General features: G+C 65.7%; 20 protein-coding genes. 7 read left to right on the top strand and 13 right to left on the bottom strand.

The features are described from left to right. Positions 1–130: 130 nt before the first annotated feature. On the bottom strand, positions 131–895 hold the full coding sequence (locus E4P24_RS18205) for an L-arabinose 1-dehydrogenase (RefSeq protein WP_004041122.1): 765 nt from the start codon (positions 893–895) through the stop codon (positions 131–133). A gap of 99 nt (positions 896–994) precedes the next feature. Between E4P24_RS18205 and E4P24_RS18200 the strand changes: the two genes are divergently transcribed. Together E4P24_RS18200 and xacC are read left to right on the top strand one after the other, a co-directional pair. Then, positions 995–1,756, top strand: coding sequence for an SDR family oxidoreductase (locus tag E4P24_RS18200; RefSeq protein ID WP_004061776.1), 762 nt, complete (start codon positions 995–997; stop codon positions 1,754–1,756). A gap of 141 nt (positions 1,757–1,897) precedes the next feature. After that, entirely contained in the window at positions 1,898–2,773 is an 876-nt protein-coding gene (gene xacC / locus E4P24_RS18195; RefSeq protein WP_115803592.1) for a pentonolactonase XacC, read from the top strand. A 24-nt stretch (positions 2,774–2,797) separates the two neighbouring features. Here the strand turns inward: xacC and E4P24_RS18190 are convergent, their stop codons facing one another. The 4 genes from E4P24_RS18190 to E4P24_RS18175 all read right to left on the bottom strand — a co-directional run bounded on the left by E4P24_RS18190 (position 2,798) and on the right by E4P24_RS18175 (position 7,446). Beyond that, positions 2,798–3,775, bottom strand: a complete 978-nt coding sequence (locus E4P24_RS18190; RefSeq protein WP_004061781.1) for a D-xylose 1-dehydrogenase — start codon at positions 3,773–3,775, stop codon at positions 2,798–2,800. Positions 3,776–3,835: 60 nt separating this feature from the next. After that, positions 3,836–5,008, bottom strand: a complete 1,173-nt coding sequence (locus tag E4P24_RS18185; RefSeq protein ID WP_188148990.1) for a D-xylose 1-dehydrogenase — start codon at positions 5,006–5,008, stop codon at positions 3,836–3,838. Beyond that, entirely contained in the window at positions 5,005–5,874 is an 870-nt protein-coding gene (locus E4P24_RS18180; protein ID WP_004061785.1) for a fumarylacetoacetate hydrolase family protein, read from the bottom strand. Before E4P24_RS18180 ends, E4P24_RS18185 begins: the two co-directional genes overlap by 4 nt. A 798-nt stretch (positions 5,875–6,672) precedes the next feature. Further along, the gene (locus E4P24_RS18175) at positions 6,673–7,446 is read right to left on the bottom strand and encodes an SDR family NAD(P)-dependent oxidoreductase (protein ID WP_115803594.1); all 774 of its coding nucleotides are present in this window, start codon (positions 7,444–7,446) and stop codon (positions 6,673–6,675) included. A 98-nt stretch (positions 7,447–7,544) separates the two neighbouring features. On the opposite strand from E4P24_RS18175, the gene E4P24_RS18170 reads away from it, so the two are divergent. After that, positions 7,545–8,585, top strand: a complete 1,041-nt coding sequence (locus E4P24_RS18170) for a zinc-binding dehydrogenase (protein ID WP_115861459.1) — start codon at positions 7,545–7,547, stop codon at positions 8,583–8,585. A 385-nt stretch (positions 8,586–8,970) separates the two neighbouring features. On the opposite strand, the gene E4P24_RS18165 is transcribed toward E4P24_RS18170, so the two are convergent. The 6 genes from E4P24_RS18165 to E4P24_RS18140 all read right to left on the bottom strand — a co-directional run bounded on the left by E4P24_RS18165 (position 8,971) and on the right by E4P24_RS18140 (position 17,282). Beyond that, entirely contained in the window at positions 8,971–11,088 is a 2,118-nt protein-coding gene (locus E4P24_RS18165) for an ABC transporter ATP-binding protein (RefSeq protein WP_006600033.1), read from the bottom strand. Continuing rightward, positions 11,085–12,005 carry an ABC transporter permease gene (locus E4P24_RS18160; RefSeq protein WP_006600034.1) on the bottom strand — a complete coding sequence of 307 codons (921 nt, stop codon included), beginning with the start codon at positions 12,003–12,005 and terminating at the stop codon, positions 11,085–11,087. Before E4P24_RS18160 ends, E4P24_RS18165 begins: the two co-directional genes overlap by 4 nt. Next, on the bottom strand, positions 12,002–12,997 hold the full coding sequence (locus tag E4P24_RS18155; protein ID WP_004061794.1) for an ABC transporter permease: 996 nt from the start codon (positions 12,995–12,997) through the stop codon (positions 12,002–12,004). Before E4P24_RS18155 ends, E4P24_RS18160 begins: the two co-directional genes overlap by 4 nt. Positions 12,998–13,048: 51 nt before the next feature. Further along, positions 13,049–14,917 (bottom strand): ABC transporter substrate-binding protein, encoded by a 1,869-nt coding sequence (locus E4P24_RS18150; RefSeq protein ID WP_115861457.1) that lies wholly within the window; start codon positions 14,915–14,917, stop codon positions 13,049–13,051. A gap of 183 nt (positions 14,918–15,100) precedes the next feature. Beyond that, the gene (locus tag E4P24_RS18145) at positions 15,101–15,754 is read right to left on the bottom strand and encodes a helix-turn-helix domain-containing protein (protein WP_004061798.1); all 654 of its coding nucleotides are present in this window, start codon (positions 15,752–15,754) and stop codon (positions 15,101–15,103) included. Positions 15,755–15,911: 157 nt separating this feature from the next. After that, complete coding sequence (locus E4P24_RS18140; protein WP_049896025.1) at positions 15,912–17,282, bottom strand: SLC13 family permease; 1,371 nt, start codon at positions 17,280–17,282, stop codon at positions 15,912–15,914. A gap of 260 nt (positions 17,283–17,542) precedes the next feature. On the opposite strand from E4P24_RS18140, the gene E4P24_RS18135 reads away from it, so the two are divergent. The 4 genes from E4P24_RS18135 to E4P24_RS18120 all read left to right on the top strand — a co-directional run bounded on the left by E4P24_RS18135 (position 17,543) and on the right by E4P24_RS18120 (position 19,586). Continuing rightward, on the top strand, positions 17,543–18,406 hold the full coding sequence (locus tag E4P24_RS18135; protein ID WP_007274175.1) for a ParA family protein: 864 nt from the start codon (positions 17,543–17,545) through the stop codon (positions 18,404–18,406). Then, positions 18,403–18,825 (top strand): hypothetical protein, encoded by a 423-nt coding sequence (locus E4P24_RS18130; RefSeq protein WP_188148989.1) that lies wholly within the window; start codon positions 18,403–18,405, stop codon positions 18,823–18,825. Before E4P24_RS18135 ends, E4P24_RS18130 begins: the two co-directional genes overlap by 4 nt. 155 nt (positions 18,826–18,980) lie before the next feature. Continuing rightward, complete coding sequence (locus E4P24_RS18125; protein ID WP_004061804.1) at positions 18,981–19,211, top strand: AbrB/MazE/SpoVT family DNA-binding domain-containing protein; 231 nt, start codon at positions 18,981–18,983, stop codon at positions 19,209–19,211. Continuing rightward, positions 19,212–19,586: a PIN domain-containing protein gene (locus tag E4P24_RS18120; protein ID WP_115803597.1), complete on the top strand. Its 375-nt coding sequence runs from the start codon at positions 19,212–19,214 to the stop codon at positions 19,584–19,586. A 170-nt stretch (positions 19,587–19,756) separates the two neighbouring features. Here E4P24_RS18120 and E4P24_RS18115 read toward each other — a convergent pair whose 3' ends face one another. Both E4P24_RS18115 and E4P24_RS18110 read right to left on the bottom strand, forming a co-directional pair. Then, positions 19,757–22,270: an FAD-dependent oxidoreductase gene (locus E4P24_RS18115; RefSeq protein WP_188148988.1), complete on the bottom strand. Its 2,514-nt coding sequence runs from the start codon at positions 22,268–22,270 to the stop codon at positions 19,757–19,759. A gap of 197 nt (positions 22,271–22,467) precedes the next feature. Further along, a complete protein-coding gene (locus E4P24_RS18110) occupies positions 22,468–22,626 on the bottom strand; it encodes a hypothetical protein (RefSeq protein WP_188148987.1) in 159 nt (52 codons plus the stop codon). Positions 22,627–22,646 lie beyond the last annotated feature (20 nt).

The following is a 22,646-nucleotide window of genomic DNA, read 5'->3' as shown; positions in this document are numbered from 1 at the left end:
CGCTCCTTCGAGAGGCGAACGAGACGCCGTTCGGGGTCGTGCGTCGTCGCCCGCGACACCGACTCGCAGTAGCGGTGCGTCGGCATCGACGAACGTCACTCCACGGTCGCTCAGCCACCGCCCCGCTCGCTCACTCCACGACGGTCGCCGAGTTGTCTCGCGGGCGGTAGCCGATGGCGCGCATCGTCTCCGTGAGCGAGAGATATCGGTCGTCGTTCGCCGAGATGAGGTTGACCGCGAGCGGCGAATCGGGAAGCGACGCCTCGACGGCCCGGCGCATCCCCTGTTCGCAGTCGCCGGGGCTGAGCCACATCGCGCGGACGTAGCGCGCGACCGACTCCTCTTCGTCCATCTTCTCGCGGACCTCGTCGGCCGTCAGGAGCCATCCGATGCGGAGATTGAGCACTTCCAGTCCGTGTCGGTCCGCGTAGTAGTTGCCAAGCGCCTCACCGAACACCTTGCTCACGCCGTAGTACGAGTCGGGGCGCGGCGGGTCCGACACGCCGACCGCCTCGGCGTCGGCCGCCAGCGTCTCCGGTCGGGTCGCGTCCGCGATGTTGTACATCTGGTGGACGTGGTTCGTGCTGGCGAAGACGAGTCGGTCGATATCGGCCGCCAGCGCCGCCTCGTAGACGTTGTACGTGCCGCCGATGTTGACCTCGTAGACGCTGTCCCACGCCGCGTCGGGGTTCGGGTTGGCCGCGAGGTGGACGACGATGTCGTGGCCCTCGAACGCCTCGGTCAGCGCGTCTTCGTCGCGCACGTCGAGGATGACGCTGTCGAGTCCCTCGCGCTCGCGATGCGTGATGGGCGTCACGTCGTGGTCCGACGCCAGCGCTTCGACCGTGACTCTCCCGACGTTACCAGCCGCTCCGGTGACCGCAATACGTGCCATACGATGACAATCGACGGAAGTCTAATAAACGTGTTCCAAGCGTCCGTCGCCAGATTCCCGTGGGGAAACACGTATGCGGCAGGGTCACAATCACGGCGTATGGTCGACCGACCAACCGCCTTGGAAGACCCGCTCGACGGCCGGACGGCGCTCGTCACGGGTGCGAGTTCGGGAATCGGCGCGGCGACCGCGCGCGTGCTCGCCGAGGACGGCGCGGACGTGTGTCTCGCCGCCCGCAGAGTCGAACGACTGGAATCGCTCGCTGACGAGATTCGTGACGCCACGGACGCCGCCGTGAGCGTCGTGCCGACGGACGTGACCGACCCCGACGCGGTCCGGGCGCTCGTCGACGCGACCGTCGAGCGGTTCGGCTCGCTCGACATCGTCGTCTGCAACGCCGGCCTCGGCATCGACAAGCCGGTCGCGGAGCTGACCGACGAGGAGTACCGCCTGATGACCGGCGTCAACGTCGACGGGATGTTCTACACGGCCAGGGAGGCGCTTCCGCACCTCGAAGCGTCCGAGGGCAACCTCGTCTTCCTCGGGAGCATGTCGGGGAACCACCCGCGGCCGCACAACCCGGTGTACGCCGCGACGAAGTGGTGGGTCCGCGGGTTCGCGTCGAGCCTCCAAGGGGCCGTCGGCGAGGAGAACGTCGGCGTGACCTGCGTCAATCCGACCGAGGTTCGGACCGAGTTCGGCTCCGAGAGCGGCGAGACGCTCGAAGCGTCGTTCGAGGAGGGCGAAGTGACGGAGGCGATAGAGGTGGCCGACGCCATCGCCTACGCGGTCCGCCAGCGGTCACCGAACACGGTGCTGTCGCTCGACCTCTACCGACGCGACAAGCTCTCGCACTTCTGAGCGGCGGGCGCGGGGGTTCGGGGGTGCGACGGCACGGCGACACGGGGCGCGGTGGCGTAGCAGCACGGCGGCGCAGTGTCGGCGTGCCGCGCCCCGAACCCGAGGGAAGCGTATTTTGCGGTCGGTTCCGAACGGGTGCCCATGACCGTTACGAGAGTGGTCGACACGTCGTGCCGACTCGGCGAGGGTCCGGTCTGGCACCCCGACGAGAAGCGGCTGTACTGGGTAGACATCGAATCCGGGCGACTCCACCGCTACGACCCCGAGACCGGAGCGCACGACTGTCCGGTCGAAACGTCGGTCATCGCCGGCGTGACGATACAGCGCGACGGGTCGCTCCTAGCGTTCATGGACCGCGGTCGCGTCGGGCGCGTCGTCGACGGCGACCTCCGGGAAAGCGCGCGAATCGTCGACTCACCGACCCGGTTCAACGACGTCATCGCCGACCCCGCCGGGCGGGTGTTCTGCGGGACGATGCCGTCAGATACGGCGGGCGGGCGGCTGTTCCGCCTCGACACCGACGGAACGGTGACGACGGTCGAAACCGGCGTCGGAATCCCCAACGGGATGGGATTCACCCGCGACCGCGAGCGGTTCTACTTCACGGAAACCGAGGCGAGCACCGTCTATCGGTACGCCTACGACGAAGAGACGGGAGCCGTCTCGGCCCGCGAGCGGTTCGTCGAATCGCCGGAGACGCCGGGGCTACCGGACGGGATGACGGTCGATTCGACGGGGCACATCTGGTCGGCCCGCTGGGAGGGCGGCTGTGTGGTCGAGTACGACGCCGACGGCACCGAACTCGGCCGGTTCGACGTGCCGACGGAGAAGGTGACGAGCGTCGCCTTCGGCGGGCCGGACCTCGATTCGCTCTACGTGACGACCGCCGGCGGCGACGGGGACGGAAGCGCTGGCGAGGGCGACGAGAGCACCGGCGACGCTGCGGGCGCGCTGTTCCGCCTCGACGTGGCGGCGACCGGGCGGCCCGAGTTCCGCTCCGACGTTCGGTTGGGGTGAGTCGAAACGGACAGCGGCGGGCGGTCAGTCCAGCTCGACTGCGGCCCCGGTCTCGGCGCTCTCGTAAATCGCGTCGATGGTCCGCATGACCGACACGGATTCCTCGCGGTCGACGCGCGGCGTCTCGCCGGTCTCGACGGCGCGGGCGAACGCCTCGACCTCGCGGCGGTAGCTGTCTGTCGGGTCGAACGTCTCCGTGACGACGCGGCCGTCGGTCGCGTAAGTGAGTTCGGCCGCGGCCGTCGGGTCGACGTTGAACGCGGGGTTCGCCTCCAGCCAGCCGTCGGTGGTCTGGACGCGGTAGTACTGCGTCTCGGGCGTGTCGAACGACGATTCGACGCGGGCGGTCGCGCCGGAGTCGTACTCCAAGACGCCCGACATCCGGGTGTCGACGCCGCAGTCGCGCGTGTCGGTCGTGGTCGCGTACACCCGGTCGGGCGTCCCGAGGAAGAGTCGCGCCGCGCTGACGGCGTAGCAGCCCACGTCCATGACGCTCCCGCCGGCGAGGTCGGGGTCGATGCGGATGTCGTCGGCCCCGTCGGGCAGGCGGAACGAGAAGTTCGACGTGACAGAGACGACCGCGCCGAGCTCAGACGCGACGAGTTCCGCGGCCCGCTCGGTCAGCGGGTGGAACCGGTACATGAACGCCTCCATCAGCGTGACGCCCGCGTCCTCGCAGTAGTCGAAGACGGCGGCCGTCTCGTCGGCGCTGGCGGTCAGCGGCTTCTCGCAGAGGACGTGCAGCCCGCGGTCGGCGGCCGCGCGAACCCAGTCGGCGTGGAGGCCGTTGGGGAGCGGGATGTAAACCGCGTCGAGGGAGTCGTCGGCCAACAGCGCCTCGTAGCTGCCGTAGGCGGTGGGGATGCCGAGTTCGTCGGCGACGGCGCTCGCCCGTGCCTCGTCGCGGGACGCGATGGCGGCCGCCTCGTGCTCGCTCGCCTGCACCGCGGGGATGACCGATTTGACGCCGATGCCTGCCGTGCCGAGGATGCCGAACTTCATGCGGGGAACTGCGGGAAACCCGATAATAAAACTGCGGGCGACGACGCGCCGAATCGAGTCCTACGTCCCGTCGGAATCGGGGTCGGCGTCGTGGTTGGCGGCGGCAGCGTCGGCGGAATCGGAGTCGGCGGAATCGGAGTCGGCGGCGTCGACGGCGACATCGGTCCCGTGCTCCGCCGCGGCGTAAATCGCGTCCATCGCGCGCATGTCCACGAGCGCGTGGTCGCCGTCGGGCGCGGGGTCGGAACCCGACAGGAGCCGGGACGCGAAGTAGTCGAACTCCTCCGTCATCTGGTTTACCTGCTCGAAGTCGTAGTCGGCGGACTGGTCCCCCCACGACAGTCGGAATCCCCGCTTTTGGCGGTTGTAGAACGCGGGCTCGATTTCGAGTTCGCCCTCGGTGCCGGTCACCCGGAGGTGGCTCGACTGGTAAGCCGACTGGCTGGCGGTGCAGACCGCGAGCGTGCCGTCGTCGAAGTCGACGCCGAAACTGACGTGCTCGTCGCCGACGGCCTCGAACGCCTCGTCGTCGACGCGGGCGGTCGCCCTGACGCGGACGGGGTCGGCGTCGAGGACGAACCGGGCGGTGTTCAGCGGGTAGAGCCCGATGTCCATGACGGTCGCGCCGCCGGAGAGTTCGGGGTCGAGCCGCCACTGGTCGGGGTCGGGGACGACCTCGTCGAGCAGGCGCTGGGACATGTGGCCGTGGACGAACACCGGCTCGCCGATGACGCCGGCCTCGACGAGTTCGCGGGCGCGCCGGACGGCCGGCTCGGTCTGCATCCGATAGGCGACCATCAGGGGCACGTCGGCGCGGTCGCAGGCGGCGACGAGCTTTTCGGCCCGCTCGACCGACGCTTCCAGCGGTTTCTCGCAGAGGACCGCCTTCCCCAACTCGGCGGCGGTTTCGACGTACGGGAGATGCAGACCGTTCGGCGTGACGACGTACACCGCGTCGTAGGCGTCGGCGGCGACCCCCTCGTGGAACTCGTCGTAGGTGAGGCCGTGGGTTATCGACTCGGCCAACTCCCTCGCGCCCTCGGCTTTCTCCTTCGAACTGCTGACGACGACCGTCGTCTCGCAGAACTCGGACGCCTCGACCGCGGGAATCGCCTCGTCGCAGGTCCACCAGCCGAGGCCGATCATGGCGACCCGCACGGTGCCCGTCACGTCGTCTCCCTGCCAGTCGCGGCGCGTGAACTCCTCGACGATGTCGGTGGGGGCGGGGCTCATACGGTGGTGACGGAGTTCGAGAGGGTTCCGATACCCTCGATAGTGATGTCGACGTGGTCACCCTCTTGAAGGTCGAACGGCTGTTCGGGGACGAGCGACGTGCCCGTCAGGATGACCGCCAGTTCGGGCACCGTGTTGTGTCGCGTGAAGTACGACACGAGTTCGTCGCAGCTGCGGACCATCTCGCTGGTGTTCGTGGCGTCGTCGTAGATGACTTCGCCGTCGCGCTCGATAGTCATGCTCATCTCCAACTCGTGGGGGTCCTCCACGTCTTCGGGCGTCACCACACACGGGCCGATGGAACAACAGCGGTCGTACACTTTCGCCTGTGGGAGATACAGCGGGTTTTCGCCCTCTATCGACCGACTACTCACGTCGTTGCCGACGGTGTAGCCGACGATTTCCCCCCGGCGAAGCACGATACCCAGTTCGGGCTCCGGCACGTCCCATTCGGAGTCGCCTCTGACGCCGATGGCGTCGCCCGGTTCGACGGTCCGAGACGGCGTGGCCTTGAAGAAAACCTCCGGCCGGTCGGCGTCGTACACGTCGAAGTACATATCGGGCATGGAACTCTCCTCCTCGCGCGCTTGCTCGCTTATCTGGTAGGTGACGCCCGCGGCCCAGATTTCCTCGGCGTCGACGGGGACCGTCGCGTGCCGGTCGACGAACGCGTCGTCGACCACGTCGGCGTCCTCGGTCAGTTCGGCGGCGAGTCGGTCGACCGAGGTCCGGGCGATACTCGCCACCCGAGCCAAGTCACCGAACGTCCGAAGGTCCGCGTCGGCGCTCGTGAGGTCGTACGTCGTGGAGTCGCGGCTTGCCGTGAGACGACGCTCTCCCGACACCGCTAGCTGGTGGTAATGCATTCAGTATCCTCATTACCAGCGATTGTAATAAAAGTACGTCCCGGTATGGGCGGCGCGGCGCGGGGCAATGCAGAAAACCCCGAGACGTCGGCGGGTTCGGTCTCGAACTCCCGGCCGGGTGTAGTTCGCTCGCCCGTTGACGACGAGCGCCGACGAGCGCGAGATGACAGGCAGAAGAGGCGACACGAGCCCGACGCGTGTGACGTAGAGAGACACACGAATTCCCAGTAACAGAACACGCCGAGTCGGCGGGTCGAATCGGCAACGCGGCGACGAGACGGCCGTGTTGGAGCCCACGAGCGCGAACTGACGACCCACACCGGTGTCGTCGAAAACGACCACCGAGAGAGACAAGTCGACTATTACGGCTCGTCTCGGCCGATAATCAGGAACGAGTGGGTCGAGAGTTCGCCAGACACTCCCGTTTTCTATCACAGAATGCAATCACAGCACGCACGAACGAGAGATTCCGGGAACAGCCCACGCGACGTGCGGTGCGCCGGTTTTAGATTACACACATACGCTTGTAATTCGGACGGCCGACGCCGGGAAGCGGGGCGGGGTTCCCGAGAGTCCGGAGCAAGAGCGAACGCGGGGGACGAGTCACTCGGCCTCGCACCTTCGTTCCCTATTACAGAACGATTGTCCAGCAGTCTCCGGCGTCTGCCGGCGGCAAACCCGTCGGAAGCGACATCGAAACTCCCGTCGGGAGGGGCTAGCGCGCGCTCACGAGAGCGCGTCGATGGCGAAACGGGAGACGAGAGACGGGAGACGGGAGACGGGAGACGAAAGACGGGGTTAGAACGCGCTGTCCGCGAACCCGCCGTCGACGGTGACGACCTCACCAGTCACGAACGAAGACGCGTCGCTCGCGAGGAAGACCGCCGCGCCGACGATTTCCTCCCGTTCCGCGACTCTGCCGAGCGGCGTTCGCTCGTCGATTCGCTCGCGCTTTTCGGTCCCTTCGGCGTAGGTGTCGGCGTTCTGCGGCGTGATGACGAAGCCCGGTGCGATGGCGTTGACGCGTATCTCGGGGGCAAGTTCCTTCGCGGACGCGCGGGTGAACGCCTCGACGCCGCCCTTCGCCGCCGAGTAGGCGGGGAGGTTCGCCATCGAGAGCCGCGCGGCCAACGAGGAGATGTTGATAATCGACCCGCCGTCGGCGACGGCCGGGACCAGCTCCTGCGTCACGCGGCGGACGCCCCCGAGCGCGATGTCGGTGACGTGGTCCCACGCGTCGTCGTCGATGTCGCGGACCGTCTCGCGGGATATCGCGCCCTGCGAGGCGACGACCACGTCGACGCCGCCGAACTCCTCGACGGCGCGCTCGCGGACGCGTTCGAGCGAGGCCGGGTCCGTCACGTCGCAGGTCTCCCGAACCGCGTTCGCTCCCAGTTCCTCGATAGCGTCGGCCGTCTCGTCGACCGCCGACTCGCGTCGGCTGGTTGCGAGGACGTCCGCGCCCTCGCTGGCGAATCCGAGGGCGATTGCCTGACCGATACCGCTCGTCCCGCCGACGACGACGACGCGCTTGTCACTGACGGAGACTGGCGTGTGCTCGTATGCGACCATGGTCTCAGTCCGCACGGTGCCGACATGATAGTTGCGGAACGCGCGACGGGAGTGCCGCATGCAATACGTTTTTACCGACCCGTGCCACATGTGCTCTCATGCGAGGACTTGCCAAAGTAGAGCGTAGCTCCGGCGCTATGGAGTTCGTCGAGCGACAGAAACCGAAACCGGGTGCCGGAGAGGTGCTCGTCGAGGTCGACTACGCCGGCCTCTGCGGGAGCGACGCGGGAATCTACGAGTTCGAATCCGCCTTCGAGCGGATGGACCTCCCGACGGTCATCGGCCACGAGTACGCCGGTCGCGTGGTCGAAGTCGGCGACGGCGTGACGGAGTTCGGCGTCGGCGACCGCGTGGTCGAACGACCGATTCGCGGCTGCGGCGAGTGTTATCAGTGTCGCATCGGCGAGGAGAACGTCTGCCAGGACGCGGTCATCACCGGCGTCGACCACGACGGCGCGTACGAGCGGTTCATCGCCGTCCCGGAGCGCGCCCTCCACCCGATTCCCGACGACGTGAAACAGCAGCACGCCGCGGTCGCGGAGCCGACGAGCATCGCCGCGCGCGCCGTCATCGAGAACTCCCGGGTCGGCGCGGGCGACCGCGTGTTGGTCGAAGGCCCCGGGCCAATCGGTCTGCTCACGGCCCAAATCGCGGCCGCGCAGGGCGGCACCGTCGTCGTCTCCGGCGTGGGACAGGACGCCGACTATCGCCTCCCGCTCGCGGAGGAACTCGGCTTCGAGACGGTCAACGTCGCCGACGACGACACCGAGGCGCGCCGCGAGCGCCACACCGGCGGCGTCGGCTACGACGTGGTGTTCGACACGACCGGCCACCCCTCGGGGCTCACGACGGCCGTCGACGAGGTCCGCAAGGGCGGCCAAATCGTCCTCGTCGGCCAGACCGGCGAGACGTCGATGCCCTACTCCCCGCTCGTTCGGGCCGAAATCGACCTCCAGTGTTCGTACGCCTCGATGTACGAGGACTTCGAGCGCTCCTTCCGACTGATTCGCGACAGCGACGTGGACTGCGAGACGTTCGTCGACACCCGGTTTTCGCTGTTCGAAGCCGACGAAGCCTTCGAGACGTTCATCGAAGGCGGGACGTGCAAGCCGGTGTTCGATATCTCGGAGTTGGCGTAGGGAGAGCGGTCGACCGCAACCCAGACCGGATAATAGTAAATCAGTTTAAACACAATATTACATCCGGCGTAAATAGATATATCAACCATGGAACCCCGCAATATAGCTGAAGTCAGCTTTTTAGACCCATTTTGACTATTTAGGGTAGATATTAACAGAAATTTCCGGTTTTATTTGGACATCTGGGATATATTCACAAAAATAAACACATAGAAGAAACAAATATAAGTAAGTAGATTCAATAATTTGAAAACTGTTCTAATATTCTTCCTTATAATATTGTTTGTTTTATGCAATTCTAATGCGTCAGCCGAACCTCGAATCGGGACACGGAGCTACTGGGAGGTCGCTAAGGAGACGAAGCGAGGAGAGTCGAAGGGCGGCGTCAGTCGCTGGCCGAGTCGCCGCTGGCCGGGGGCGAGAACTCGGGGTCCCCGTATGTAGAGTCCGAGTGGTCGTCGGTGAGGCCGTCCGCATCGGGTGTCTCGCCGTCCGGGAAGTAACACGCAGCGCGGTGCTCACCGTCACGGACGGTATCGAGTCCGGGTTCACTCTCCCGGCACGCGTCTTCCGCTTTCGGGCACCGCGGGGCGAAGACGCAACCGGACGGGAGGTTGACCGGGTCCGGGGGCTCACCGTCGAGCAGGACGCGGTCGCGGTCGACCGTCGGGTCCTTCTCGGGGGCGGCCGCGAGGAGCGAAGTGGTGTACGGGTGTTTCGGCTCGGCCGCGATGGATTCGACGTCGCCCTCCTCGATGACCCGCCCGAGGTACATAATGGCGAGTCGGTCCGACACCTGTACCAGACTGGCGAGGTCGTGAGAGATGTAGACGATACCGATGTCCTCCGTGTCCGCGAGTTCGCGCAGGAGGTTCAGCAGGTTCACCTTCAGCGACACGTCGAGCATCGACGCCGGTTCGTCGCAGATGAGGAAGTCGGGGTCGAGGACGAGCGCCTTGGCAACCGCGACGCGCTGGCGTTGGCCCCCCGATAGCTGGTGGGGGTACTGGTCGAGGAACTTCCGCGCGGGCGTGAGCCCGACTTTCTCCAGCGTCTCGACGACGGCCCGTTCGCGCTCTTCGGTCCGGTAGTCGTGGATGGTGAGCGGCTCGCCGACCAACTGCCGAACCGTCTGTCTCGGGTTGAGCGAGTCGAAGGGGTCTTGAAAGATTATCTGGACTTTGCGGCGGAATTCTCGCATGTTCCCGTCCGCGTAGTGCTCGTAGGACTCGCCGTCGAAGACGAACTCGCCGCCGGTCGGCTGTTTCAAGAGCGCGATGGTCTCGCCGAGCGTCGACTTCCCACAGCCGGACTCGCCGGCGATACCGAGGATTTCTGACCGCCGGACGCGCAGGGAGACGCCGTCGACGGCGCGAACGTAGTTCGGGTCGTTCCCCCTAAGTTTCTCCAAGAGCGGCTGGCTCTGCTCGTAGTACTTCTCGAGGCCGTCGGTTTCGAGGAGCACCTCACCGCGGTCCGACTCGTCGTGGCTATCGGGGATACCCCACGTCTCCGGGTCGGTGGCGTCGCGCCGCATCTGGGCGGCTTTGGTGACGTGGTGGCACGCCGAGCGGTGGTTGCGGTTCGGCAGGTCGACGAGGTCCGGGTGAGACGCCTCGCACTCCTCGGTCGCGAACGGACACCGGTCCTTGAAGACGCAGGCGCTGGGTTCCTCGTTCAGGTTCGGCGGCGACCCCGGAATCGAGACGGGGTCTTGGTCGCCCTCCTCGATTTCGGGGAAGGAGTTCTTCAGCCCCATCGTGTACGGGTTCGTGGGGTTCACGAGAACGTTGTCGACGCTTCCCTGCTCCATGGCTTTCCCGCCGTAGAGTATCGAAAGCTCGTCGCACGTCTCGGCGATGACGCCGATTTCGTGGGTGATGAGAAGCAGCGAGCTGTCCATCCGGTCCTGTATCTCCAGAATCTTGTCGATTATCTTGTCCTGGACGATGACGTCGAGACCCGTGGTCGGCTCGTCGGCGATGATGAGGTCCGGTTCGAGCGCGAGCGCCATGGCGATGGTCACGCGCTGGCGCATCCCCCCAGAGAACTCGTGGGGATAGTCGTCGATGCGGTCGGGGTCGAGTCCGACGATTTCGAACAGCTCTCGGACTCGCGCACGGGCCTTGTCGTCGGTGACGTTCCGATGGGTCTGAATCGCCTGCCGAATCTGCGACCCGGTGGACATCACCGGGTCGAGCGAGTCCATCGCGCTCTGGGGGATGTACGCGATGTCCTCCCAGAGCACGTCGCGGCGCTCGCGCTCGCTGAGGCCGGTCAGGTCGCGGCCCTTGAATTCGATGCTACCTGATTCGACGGAGCCGTTGCTGGGGAGGAGACCGAGAACCGCCTCGGCCAGCGTCGATTTCCCCGAGCCGGACTCGCCGGCGAGGCCGTAGTTGACGCCCTCGTCGATGCTGAACGACACGTCGTTGACGGCGTGGACGGTTCCGCTGTCGGTCGAGTAGGTGACCGTGAGGTCTGTGATGTCGAGGAGACTCATTGTTCGGTCTGAATTTCCGGGTTGATGACTTCTTCGTAGGCGCGTCCGATGAGGAACACCGAGGTAGTGATGGCCGCGATGCCGAGTGCGGGCGGGAGCACCCACCACCAAGCGACGCGCATGTTGCCCGATTCGAACACCTGTCGGAGCATTCGGCCCCAACTCGTGACGGTCGGGTCGCCGAACCCGAGGAACGCCAAGCTGGCCTGCGCGGCGATCGCCCACGCGATACCGTAGGCCGTGTAGAGAAAACCGATGGGGAGCACGTTCGGCGCGACGTGGTAGAGCATCGTCCGCAGGTCACTCGCGCCGCTGGCGCGCGCCGACTTCACGAAGGTGCGCTCTCTGACGGAGAGGACCTCGGAGCGGACGACGCGCGCGGGCATCTTCCAGAGGAACGCGACGATGATGCCCGTCATGAGCCAGACGCTCGGAGTCACGAACGTCAGGAGCAACAGCGCCATCGGCGTAAACGGCAGGGAGAACGTGAGGTCCGTGAGGCGCATGAGGACCTCGTCGACCCAGCCGCCGTAGTACCCGCTGACGAGCCCCACGAGAAAGCCGAGCGCGCCGGTCCCGATGCCGCCGAACAGGCCGACGATGAACGTCGGCTGCGCGCCGGCGAGGAACTGGCTCAGCACGTCTTTCCCGTAGGCGGTCGTCCCGAACGGGGCCGCGCCGGTCGGCTCGGATAGCCGTAGCATCGACCCGGCGTCGTCGCGGACGGTGTGCTCGATGGGGTCGTGCGGGGCGAGTGCGGGCCCGAGGAGACCGAGGAAGACGAACGCCGCGACGATGACGACGCCCGCGAACGCGAGGCGGTCGCGCCGCAGGAACGTAAACTGGTCGCGGAGCGTCTCCGCGACCCCCTCGACGCGCTTTTTCAGTTCGGCTTCGGGTTTCGTCTCGGTGCTCACGCGGCACCACCTCCGCTGGTCGAGACGGTCGGGTCGAAGTAGGCGTACAGCACGTCGGCGACGAGGTTCGCCACGATGACCGCAAGCGCCATGATGAACACGGCCGCCTGCACCAGCGGGTAGTCCTGCTGTTGGATGGCGAGCACGAGTTCGCGGCCGATGCCGGGCCAGCCGAAGACGACTTCGAGCAGGATGAGCCCCTGGAATATCATCCCGAGACGCAGCGCGAAGTAGGTCAGAATCGGCAGCATGGAGTTCCGACCCGCCCGCGCGAGCTGCTGCATCTCCGAGAGCCCCTTCGCGCGGTGGAGCTTGAGGAACTCCGACCCCCGCTTTTCGACGACGCCGTTGCGCGCCAACAGCAGGAAATCGCCGCTGTAGTACAGAACCGACACCGTAAACGGCAGGATGTAGTGGTGCAGGAAGTCGAACGAGGCGAACGTCTCGACGTAACCCTCCGGCGAGGCGCTGATAGAGCGCATGCCGAAGGCGGGCACCAGTTCGAGGTTGTACGCGAAGACGATGACGAAGAGGATACCCGTGATGAACACCGGCGTCGACCGGAGGAACGTCGTGGCGATGATGCTGAGCTTCTCCAGTTTGCTCCCGCGGTTCCAACCGACGTACATCCCGAGCAGGGAACTCAGGACCGCCGTCGTCACTAACGCGGGGACGAGCAGGATGAGCGTGTTGACGAGCCGCGGTGCCAGCACCTGCCAGACGGGCTGACTCCGCAGGATGGAGTAGCCGAACTGGAACAGCAGGATGCTCTGGAGGTAGCTGAGGTACTGTCGCCACATCGGCTGGTCAAGGCCGTACATCGCTCGAATCTCGGTGATTTGCTGCTGGCTCAGGTTGCCCGCGGTGACGAGTGACTCGAACGGGCTCCCGGGAAGCAGCCGCAGGACGACGAAGATGACCGAGACGGCCACGAGGGTGAGCACGATGGAGATGGCGAGTCGCTTCGCGAGGAAGCGCTGGAACTCGCTCATGGTCGGGCCCCCCGTCGGCGCGAGTGGGTGGTGTTCGACATGCTCGTCACCTCACGAGAAGTCCGCCTGCCCGAGTTCGTCGCGGCGCTTGTGCACGTTTCCGGGCTGGATGCGCTCGACGAAGGCGGCCCACGCGTCCCCGTTGGGGAATCGGAGGTTTCCGCCGTCGTCCCACGTGTAGCCGGCCCGTTCGAGGAGCGATTCTGCCCTGTCGATATCGAACTCGTAGTGCGTCGTCTCCGACGTGTGCCACGGCGTGAGGTCCGAAATCGGGTTCTCCCCGCTCGGGACGGTCGCGCGGTCCTGCAACACGTCGGTAGCGAAGCCCTCGGTGTCGACCGACTTGGCGAGGGCGACGCGGAACTCCTTGTCGCGAACGAGCGGACAGGAGAACATCAGCTTCGTGTCGAGCGGCGCGAAGTTGCCCGAGGTCATCTTCTCGACGCCGGCGGTGCTCGCGGCGCGGTCGGCCTGCGAGTTCGAGAGCGTCGTGCCGATAGCGTCGATTTCGCCGCCCTGCAATGAGCCGATCATGGAGTCGATGTTGCCGACGTTTATCCAGATGACGCGGTCGACGCCCTCGCCGGTCGTGGCCTGGTCGCCGAGCACGTCGGCTCGCCAGTCGTCGTCGAACATCCAGTGGCCCTCGTTTCTCGACACCTCGAAGCGGGTCCCCTGCTCCCAGTTTTCGTACGTGAACGGCCCCGTACCGACGGGTGACTCGGGGTTGTGCTGGGACGGGTTCTCCACGTCCTCCCACTCGTGCTTGGGGATGATGACGCTGCGAACGACGCGCTGGGTCATGAACGCCGCGTCGGGGCCCGTCAGGTTGAACCGAATCTCGTGGTCACCGAGCACCTCGACCGACTCGACCGGTTCGTAGAACGGCGTCTGGCTGGTCGAGGAGTGTTCCTTGTACAGTTCGACGGTGAACTTCACGTCCTCCGCGGTGAACGGTTCGCCGTCGTGCCACTCGACGCCCTCGCGGAGGGTGAGTTCGACGGTGGTGTCGTCGACGAACCCGCCGCCGGTCGCCAGCGCGGGGACGACTTCGAGGTCCGGCGTGGCGTCGAAGAGGCCGTCGTAGATGAACGTCAGTCGCTTCGCCTCCGCGCCGCCGGCGGCCCACGGGAGGTTCAGCGAGTTCATCGAGGTGGTCACGCCCTTGATGTAGGTCCGGTCGTCGGTCTGGGGCTGGAGGTTCACCTCCGACCAGACGAACGAGTCCTTCGTCGGGCCGTTCCCCGGCGTCTGGACGTAGCCGCTCCAGCGCTCCGTGTTGACCGCGGTGATGATATCGGGGAACAGCGTGATGAGCGCGCCCACGTCCTCGCTGAAGATGCGCTGGGCCTCGGCGACGAGTTCCTCGCGCTCGGGGCGGTCGGTCGCCCGACTCTGTTCCGTCAGCACCTCCTGCAGGTCGGGGTGGTAGTAGTTGTCATAGTTCGACAGGCTCTCCTCGGTCCGCCGCATCAAAAGCGGGTTCGGGTCCAGCCCGCGTTGCGGGTCCGGACCGTGGGTACTCATCGAGATTATCGCTTCGAGCCCCTTCGTGTCCCAGCTCTGGGCGTACAGTTGGTTCAGCGGTCGGTCGTTGAGTTGCGTCCTGACGCCGAGCGAATCCAGTCCCCGCTGGACCATGAGCGCGTGTTCCCGCATCCACGGGTCGTCCTCGCTCGAGAACTCCAGCGGAACGGGGTCCAACACCGCACCCGCGGTCGCGCTGTAGTCGAGCGGCGGTTCGTCGGCATCGATGGTCTCCCACTCGCGCCAGTACTTCGTCTCGACCGTCTCCGGGGTTCCGGACGGAACCTCGGGGGTGAGACTCGACCCGCCGTCGCTCCCGCCGCCCCCGTTGCCGCCACCACCGGAACACCCCGCGAGTCCGGTCACGCCGAGGGCGGTCGCCGTCGCCGCCACGTAGTCGCGTCGCGTAAGGCCAGTTCCACGTTCGACACCCGAACTATCACGATTTTTCTCCGACATTGCGACCGCTTGTTATGGAGTATCTTCCATGGTGCTGTTCCCGATACGCCCCGATAGCTATCGTTTTTTAAATACCCGGTCGGCAAAAGCCGGCAATATTCTCCAGCACGTGCAGCGCTACTCCTGTCGCGGCCCGTAGATGAGTTCGAGAAGATTTCGCTCCGCGGTCCGGAGTCGTTCGCTCAGCGTGGATTGAGCGATACCCAGTTCCTCGGCGAGTTCGGTCTCAGAGGTCTCTCGCGGAATGTGGAAGTAGCCGTGGTTGAATGCCGTCTCCAGAACCGCGAGCTGGTCGTCGGTTAGCTTGGAGATTAACACCTCCTTTAATCGGCCGCTATCGAGCGGTTCACCGGGGGCTTCGTCCTGCGTCACGGAGCGAAGTTCGAACTCCCCGAGCGTCTCCTGAATCTCGTCGGCGAGTTCCCTGAAGTGGTCCCAGTCCTGGGCGGTGGCGACGACCTCGAAGACGCCGTCTTGGAGGACGATGCGGTTCGGAATCGTCTCCTGTCTGAGCACCAGTCCGAGGATGAACGGATACGACTCGTTGGCGAGAATCGTCACTCGGCGTATCTGCACGTCGGTCGAGGCGGTCGGAATCTCCTCGTCGTAGAAGACGGTCACGCCCGAGATGTCGGCGAGGAGCGGTTCCACGTCGAAGGGGCCGTTCGAGGCGACCGTGAGCGACTCGATCCACGTCCCGTCCTCGACGTAAAACGCGTTGTCCAACTCGATGCTCCGGGCGTCTCGCAGACGGCGGTCTATCTTCGACATGACGCCGGTCGGAGCCGTCGTAAACTCAACACGTAAGATGCGAACTCACCCGTACCGGGAGATACCGTTCACCTACAAATAGCCCGGTGGTTGTCGCAACGGGGAGCGTCACCGAACCCCGGATTCGCGCGGACGGGTCGGTGCGCCGGTCGACGACTCAGGCGACGAGCGGCCAGTAAACGAGCCACGAGAGGGTCACGACGACGAGCGACAGACCCATCGTCACGAGTCCGAACAGCGTCACGTCCCGGTTGGTCAGCGGGCCGCGGTCCAGCGAGACGAGGACGGCGGTCGTGTTGAACGGGAGAATCGTCGTCGACCCCACGACGAGGAGAACCGCGAGTCCGAGGTAGAGCCGCGTCACGCCGAACGTCTCCGCGAACCGCAGGACGATGGGGAGAATCACCACGATGGCGGCCGACCCGGTGGAAAAGAGCACGCGAACGGCGACCGCGAACCCGAGGAGCAGTCCGACGAGTTGCCAGTGGCTGAACGCCTCGAACGGGACGAACCGCGCGAGGAGGTCGACGACGAGCGCGATGGTCCGCGTCGCTTCCAAGGCGTCCAGAATCGACAGCGTCGCGCCGATGAGAAAGAGGACGCCCCAACTGAGTCCCTTGACGTCGTCGGCGTCGACGACTTCGACCCCCGGGAGCGCGAGGACGGTGACCGCGGCGACCGCCGGGAGAATCTCGGGAAGTCCGACGAACGACCCGACGACCCACGCGAGGACAGTCCCGGCCATCACCGCCGCGACGAGTCCCTGTTCGCGGGTTAACTCTCCGTCGGCGGACGCATTCGCAATCCCCGACGCGCCGGGGTCGACGGTCGATTCGGCGTCGACGGTGTTGAGCAGACCGGCGGCCGCGGCGGCCAGTACGTAGAGCGCCACCGTGGGCGGGACCATCAAGACCGCCCATTCGACCCACGAGAGCGGGCGGACGCTCGTCGCGAGGATGCCCGAGGTGACGAGCGCCATCCCGCCGCCGGTCATGAGCGCCATCGACGCGATGGGGTTGATGTGGCCCAAGAGGAGATACGTCGCGCGCTCGAACCCGCTTCCCGACGGGAGGTCGAACTCCTCTGTCACCTCCTCGACGATGGGGATGAACGCGACCGCGCGGGCCATCGCCGACGGCATGAACAGCGCCAGCACGAGGACGTTCCGCGCGATGGAACGAAAGGCCCCGCGAGGGGTGCTGTCCGGGGACAGCAGTCGGTTCGCTAACTGGGTGTCCAACCCCACCGACCGGACCGCGTTGCCGAGGAGTAACAACACGAGGAGGAAGTACACGAGCGAGGAGGTGAAGCCGCTCACCGCGGCCTCGAAGGTGTCAACGACGCCGAGGGCGTACAACAGGGAGACGCAGGCCAGACTCGAAATCGCGTACGGAACCGGCTTCGTCAACCAGAGCAGGAGCGCGACGACGAAAACCGAAAGCGCGTACTGCGACCGGACAGGAAGGACGGAGACGGGGTGGAGCCCGACGACCGCGAGGAGCAAGGCGGCGGCGACCGCGAGGGTCACCGTCTGCGACGAGAGTTCGGGGGCGCGCAGCCCTCGGTCGGGCAACCAATCTGTCACGAATTTACCTGCACACAACGGGCCCAAATAGCTACTGCCGGCGACAATTCGGGCCGCCAGTCGAGGCGAGAGCGAACCGAGTCGATCAACTCGCTGAGTTTAGATTATTCAGATTATTTGGAGAGTGTGAGTTGTTCAAAGAGCTGGAGTAACCATAATTATTTCAACTACGCCGAGAATCTCGATAGTACGATATCCCCATCATGTCACGTGCAGTCAGCGTCTGTCTCCTCAAAGGCGGTATCGGCAAGTCGACGACCTCCATCAACCTCGCCCGCGAACTCGCACACCGGGGAAGCGACGTGCTGCTCGTCGACCTCGACCCGAACGGACACACCACGACGGGTCTCGGGTTCGGAGAAGAGTTCTACTCGGAGGCACATCTCGGAGACGTGCTCCTCGACGACGCCGAGTTGGAGCCGCGAGAGCTCATCTTGGAGACCGGGTTCGAAATCGACCTCCTCCCCTCGAACGACCGCATCGAACAGGTCGAATCCGACCTCGGCGGCGTGATGATGGGGTCGGCGCGGCTCAAACAGCGCGTCATCGACCCGCTTCTCGGAGACGACTACGACTACGTCGTCGTGGACTGCCCCGCGGCGCGCGGGAAACTCAACGACAACGCGCTGTACGCCACGCAGAACCTCGTGTTGCCGATGCGCCCCGAATCGGGGGCGCTCTCGGGGCTCGAAAAGACCGTCAAGCGACTCATCACGCCCGCGCGCGAGCACTTCGACCTCGAAATCCTCGCGGTCGTGCCGACCGACCTGCGGGACCGAATCGACCACGACCGCCCGACGAGACGGCTCGTGGAGGCGCTCGTCTCGAAGCCGAACATCGCCTCGAAGCTCCCGAACTTCGCGTACACCGACCCGGAGGTGTTCGAGGCCATCGACGACGGCGAGTGGGACGGCGACCTGCCGAAGCCGGGGATTCGGCATCGGTCGGCCATCGACGCGTCGATTCGGGAGCACATGCCGCTGCGGGACTACGACAGCACCTGCGACCAGTTGGCGTGCTACGACGAACTCGCGCAAATCGTCGAAGAAGGCGAGGTGGCCCGATGAGCGAAGACCCCTTCGGCGACCTCGACGCCGCGATGGGGAGCGGCGAGACCGACTCCGGGCCAGAGCCGGAACCCGAACCGGCGGACGAAGACGCCGGGACCGACGACGCGGTCGAATCGGACGACGAGTCAGCGACGGAATCCGCGTCCCCCGAACCCGTCGACCCCCGCGAGCGCCCCGCCTTCGAGTTCGACGAGACCGTCCACAAGGCGCTGTACGTGCTCGAAGCGGTCGCCGACGAGTTCGACGACATCATCACCTACGACGTGGAGCGCGAACTGACCCGCGACCACGGCCTCAAGGGCGTCACGAAGAGCGAACTCCACAACGCCGCGCTCGCCGTGGCGACCGAACACCCCGAAGAAATCGTCGAGCGCGTCCTCGAACAGCGCGGCGTCGACGACGAAGATTCCGAATAATTCGGATAATCCGAGTCTGTCGGAACTCGGAGCACCGGACAGAAGTCGAGTAGCACCGACAACGGGAGCGTTCTGGAACGAGAGCGTTCTATCCGAGTGGGTGGCAAATCGGGTTATGGGGAAAATTCTTCTTTCTACCCATCGTAGTAGGCCGTATGTCCGAAGCGACGCTGGACGGTCGCGGACGCCTCACGCTCCCTAAAGAGGTCAGAGAGCGGTACGGCGAACACTACCACATCGTCCAACTGCACGACGGTATCAAGCTGATTCCAATCGAAGACGACCCGCTCGATGCGCTCCGCTCCGAGTTCGCGGACGTCGAGAAGACGGCCGAAGAACTCCGTCGCGGAGCGCGGAACGCGGCGCTCGACGAGGCCGGCCGCTGAATGTACGCCGAGACGGACTTCCTATTGGCGCTCATCAAAGACGAAGACTGGCTGGACGACGCCGCAGAGGCGGTCTACCGAAACCATCGAGACGAACTGTGGACGTCGCAGTTCACGCTCATCGAACTCCTCATGGTCGCGTACCGAGAAGAGCGGGACACGGAGCGGGTCATCACGAACGTCGCCGCGCTGTTGGAAGTGCGCGGGGACGTAGATACGGTTCTCACGGCCGCGACCTACGTCGAAGACCACGGGTTCACACCCTTCGATGCGCTCCATCTCGTCGAATCCGATGGCGACACTATCGTTTCGAGCGACGAGACGTACGAGTCGTTTGCCCCGCGGCTCGACCTGAAGACCGTCGAAGACGAGTGACAGCGGTAGGGTAGTTATTCTTCAGACAGTCCCGATTCACGACAAGTCTGCCGAGTTCAGCACGGCTTCGACGGGCTATCGGTGACCGCGGTTCGACAGCGCGGATAAACTGAGGCGGAGGCAGAGGCGGAGACGGGAGCGGAGGCAGTGACGCGACGAAATCCGGCGCGTCACCGAATCATCTTGTCGCGGTCGGGGTCGAAAAGCGGCCCCGACCGGACCGTCGCGGGATGGGCGTCACCCTCGTACCGGATTTCGACGTCCTGCCCCGAGTTGGCGTACTGCTCGGGGAGGTACGCGTACGCGATGCCGGCGTCGATGGTGTAGCCGTAGTCGGCCCGACAGCAGTAGCCGACGACCTCGTCGTCGACGAACACCGGGTGGCCCGCGTCGACGACGGCTTCCTCCTCGTCGAGCGTTATCGGGACGATTCGGTCGCTCGGGCTGTCGTCGTTTTTGTCCGCCACGAGCGCCGCCTTCCCGACGAAGTCGGTGTCGAGGTCGACCGCGAAGCCGATGCCGGCCTCGTACGGGTTGTGTTCGGGCGTGAGGTCCGTCCCCCACAGGCGGAATCCCTTCTCCATGCTCGTCGAGTCGAGCGCGGCCCAGCCGACGGGCGCGATGTCGTACTCCTCGCCGGCCTCGCGAATCGCGTCCCAGAGCTGGCTTCCGTACTCGGTCGGGGCGTAGATTTCCCAGCCGAGTTCGCCGGCGTACGAGAGTCGGAGCATCGTCACGGGGATGCTACCGAGGTAGGTCTCCTGTGCGGAGTAGAACGGGAACTCGTCGTTCGAGAGGTCGGCCTCGACGAGGTCCGAAAGCACCTTCCGGGAGTCGGGTCCGAAGACGCCGATACCGGTCCGACTGGAGACGTGTGCGGTCACGTCGACGGAGCCGTCGTCGGGCGCGTGCTCTGTGACCCACCGCGAGTGGAGCGTCGCCGAGCTTCCGCCCCCGGTGAACAGCACGAACCGCTCGTCGCCGAGGCGGGCGACGGTCAGATCGGCGAGTACGCCGCCGTCCTCGTTGAGCATCGCGGAGTAGCGCATCCGGCCCGGCGTGACGTCCATGTCGTTCGTCAGGAGCCCTTGCAGGAACTCAAGCGCGCCCGGGCCCGACACTTCGATGGGCGTGAACGTCGTCATGTCGACCATGCCGACTTTCTCGCGGAGATGCTGGTGTTCCGCGCCCTGGACCTTCGACCAGTTCTGCGAGAGCCAGTCGGGGCGGTCCGGCACGTCGTACGTTTCGAGGAGCGTCTCGTTGGACTCGTACCACTGCGGGACCTCCCAGCCGTCGCTGTCGTAGAACTCCGCGCCGAGGTCGGCCTGCCGGTCGTAAAACGGGCTCCGGCGGAGCGCGCGCTGTCCGTCCGGCTGTTCGCGCGGGTGGACGAGTTGGTACACCTCGCGGTACTGCTGCGCGCCGCGCCCGTAGGTGTACTCTCGGCTGCCCGTGTGCGACTGGAACCGGGAGACGTGCGCGCCGGAGGCGTTGACGCGGGAGCCGTCGAGCCGCGGCGTCCCGTCTTCCATCCAGCTGGCGACGATGTCGCCCGCGCCGCCGGACTGCGTGACCCAGACGGCGAGCGCCCACCAGAGACCCTCGGTGTCCTCGTCCGGCCCGAGGATGGGCATGCCGTCGGGCGTGAACGAGAACATGCCGTTGATGGCGGAGGTCCACTCGCAGTCCTCGAAGCCGGGGACGAGTTCGCTGGCGGCGTCGAACGCCGACCGGTCGTGGTCCGGGTGGGTGTTCTCGTAGAAATGCTCCTCCGTGAACTCCCGGAGCGACGGGTATTCGAGTCCGAGGTCGTCGAGCTTGTCGGGCCCGTAGATATCCGCCGGGTCGACCAGCAGCGACTCGTGGTTGTACGAGCCGATGCCGTAGCGCTCGCCGTGCTGGCGGTAGTACAGCGAGTGGTCCTGATGCCGGAGGAGCGGCTGTTCGATTTCGCGCTCTGCGCCTTCGAGTTCGTCCAGTTCGTCGGAGACGAGATACTGGTGCGCGCAGGGGACGAGCGGGATGTCCGTGCCGACCATCTCGCCGAACAGCGGCCCCCAGATGTTCGTGGCGACGAGCACCTCGTCGGCCTCGATACGGCCGTGTTCGGTTTCGACCGCGTCGACGCTGCCGTCGGTGGTGTCGATGTCCGTGACCTCGGTGTGGCCGTAGAACTCGACGCCCGCCTCGCGCGCCTCCTCCGCCATCGACTCGGCGGCGCTGACGGCGTCGGCCTTCCCGTCCGAGGGGACGTAGTAGCCGCCGTAGATGACGTCGGCGTTTATCTGCGGGACGCGCGATTCGACCTCCTCGGGCGTGAGGAGTTGGCCCTCGTCGATGCCGTAGGACTGACCCCACTCGCGCTTGCGTTTGAGGAAGTCCCAGCGGTCTTCGGTGTAGGCGACTTCGATGCCGCCGCACGTCCGGAAGTCACCGAACCCGTCGTAGAGGTCGCGCGTGTACGACGCCATCTCCGTCATCAGCTTGTTCCCGGCCGTCTGGAACACGAGTCCGGGGGCGTGAGAGGTCGACCCCCCGGTCTCGAACAGCGGACCCCGGTCGAGGACGACGACGTCTTCGCGACCCGACTCGGCGAGGTGATACGCCGCGCTACAACCGACACAGCCGGCCCCGACGACGACCGTTCCGGCGCGTTCGGGAAACGTAGACCATGTGTTCATGTACCAAACAGTAGTGACTGCGGCCTTCGGATATCTCTCCGGGTCCACTATCTGAGGTGTATAGATACCGGGGGGTGACGAGGGAGGGGCCTCACCACGGGTGCGTCGCGTGGTCCGACGAGAATCAGCGTCAGAGAGCGACGAGTACACGCGCGGCGACGAAAGCCGTGCGCCGACGAGGAGCGCACTGACCGGAGTCACCCGCCGACGAGGTGCTTCTCTCTGAGGTAGATGACGAGACTGGCGCTCAGGAACGCGAGACCTGCGCCCCGTAGCTCACCGGCCGTCATCGCGAACAGTGCAACGACGAAAAGGAAGACCGCGAACGCCGCCGAAACGACAGCGAGCGCGTTCATCGATAGCGTCGAGTCATCGG

This window comes from Haloferax sp. AS1 (assembly GCF_014530665.1).
Lineage (GTDB): Archaea > Halobacteriota > Halobacteria > Halobacteriales > Haloferacaceae > Haloferax > Haloferax volcanii.
The sequence above is the reverse complement of the archived record's forward strand: the minus strand, read 5'-3'. Positions and strand labels throughout refer to the sequence as shown.